The organism is Streptomyces sp. NPDC021562 (assembly GCF_040640875.1).
Classification (GTDB): domain Bacteria; phylum Actinomycetota; class Actinomycetes; order Streptomycetales; family Streptomycetaceae; genus Streptomyces.
This window is the reverse complement of record NZ_JBFACN010000093.1, coordinates 1-1,343: the sequence shown is the minus strand read 5'-3', so window position 1 is coordinate 1,343 and position 1,343 is coordinate 1. Positions and strand designations below refer to the sequence as shown.

General features: G+C 39.5%; 3 protein-coding genes. 1 reads left to right on the top strand and 2 read right to left on the bottom strand.

The genetic code is table 11. The features are described 5' to 3' along the window. A partial coding sequence (locus AB0G52_RS41140) for an ATP-binding protein (protein WP_361344416.1) occupies window positions 1-596 on the top strand: 596 nt, incomplete at its 5' end. Between the two features lie 42 nt (window positions 597-638). Here AB0G52_RS41140 and AB0G52_RS41135 read toward each other — a convergent pair. Together AB0G52_RS41135 and AB0G52_RS41130 are read right to left on the bottom strand one after the other, a co-directional pair. Continuing rightward, on the bottom strand, window positions 639-776 hold the full coding sequence (locus AB0G52_RS41135; RefSeq protein WP_186303957.1) for a hypothetical protein: 138 nt from the start codon (window positions 774-776) through the stop codon (window positions 639-641). 81 nt (window positions 777-857) lie between these two features. Continuing rightward, window positions 858-1,343, bottom strand: a 486-nt coding sequence (locus tag AB0G52_RS41130; protein WP_361344413.1) for an FtsX-like permease family protein, incomplete at its 5' end; no start/stop codon positions are given.

Genomic DNA, 1,343 nt, shown 5'->3' with positions numbered 1-1,343 from the left:
ATGATAAGAATGAGTACTTAGAAATAGTGTTGTCTGAAATTGAGCGGATAAATACAATCGTGGGAGAGTTTCTGTTTCTAGCCAAGCCGACAGCAGATGTGTTTCAAAAGAAAAATATAAAGAACATTATTAATGATGTGGTCACATTTATTAAAGCACAGTCCAATCTTTACAATACCCAAATTTACACGATGATGGAAGATAGCATTCCGATGATTTTCTGTGAAGAAAACCGCTTGAAGCAAGTATTTCTCAACCTCCTGCAAAACTCGATTGAAGCAATGCCAAACGGTGGGATTATTGCAATAACAGTAAAGATGATCGAGGGCGAACAAATTTCCATCCAAATCGCAGACCAAGGGATGGGTATTGAGGAAGAAAGATTGGCAACCCTCGGTGAACCCTTTTATACGACAAAGGAAAAGGGTACAGGACTTGGGCTGATGACATGCTATAAAATTATTGAAGAAGGCCACCGTGGCCATATGAGCATTGAAAGTACTGTCGGTAAAGGAACAAACGTGCAAATCATTCTGCCAAGCCTAACACAGGAAATGCTTGGGACAAGCATACATACGAAATTTGCAAAAGAATAAGCAAAAGGCAGGCCGAGTGAAAATGGCCTGCTTTTTGTTTGCTTATTTATTAAATTTATTCTTCATTTTATCCTTTAACTTTTCGCCCATATCTCTTTCTTTATCTTGAACCTTTTCATTCCGTTGGGCTTTTTTTGCAGCATCCATTGCTTTGTCTTTGTACTGGTCAAAATTACTCATTTCTATCAGCCTCCTAAGAAAGTTTATATGATATATATAGACTTTCTTATGGAAGATAAACTGCCAATAATAGGTAAGCCTTTAAAGGGCGCTATTAATCACTTTTTTATAGTATAGGACGGATAACAGTCCAAAGATGGAATAGAGAAGGGTGTAGACAACCATAACAGTCAGCATTGGTGTCCAAGCTGTTCCGAAAAAGAACCAGCCTGATTGGACGGCAAAATAGCTGTGTGCAAGACCGATCGCAAGAGGGATTCCAAAGCTGAACAGCTGCTTGCCTTGAATGCCGCGAAGCAGGTCGCCCTTCGTATAGCCAAGCTTTCTTAAAATTGTGTAGTTATGCTTTTCTTCTTCGCCTTCATCCATCTGCTTAAAGTAAAGAATACAGCCGGACGTGATGAGGAAGGTAAGTCCTAAAAAGCCGACGATAAACATGGTTAGTCCCATATTTGCTTTGTTGGTTGTGGCCATGTCGAGACGGGAAAGGCTGAATTCATGCTCATCTAGTTTAAGGTCCTGGTAAATATTATTAGCCTTGTCAATCTCTGTGTTCTTGTTAATATC

Coding starts and splice junctions, on each gene's coding strand:
- AB0G52_RS41135 (WP_186303957.1), bottom strand. CDS start 776: ATGAGTAATTTTGACCAGTACAAAGACAAAGCAATGGATGCTGCAAAA.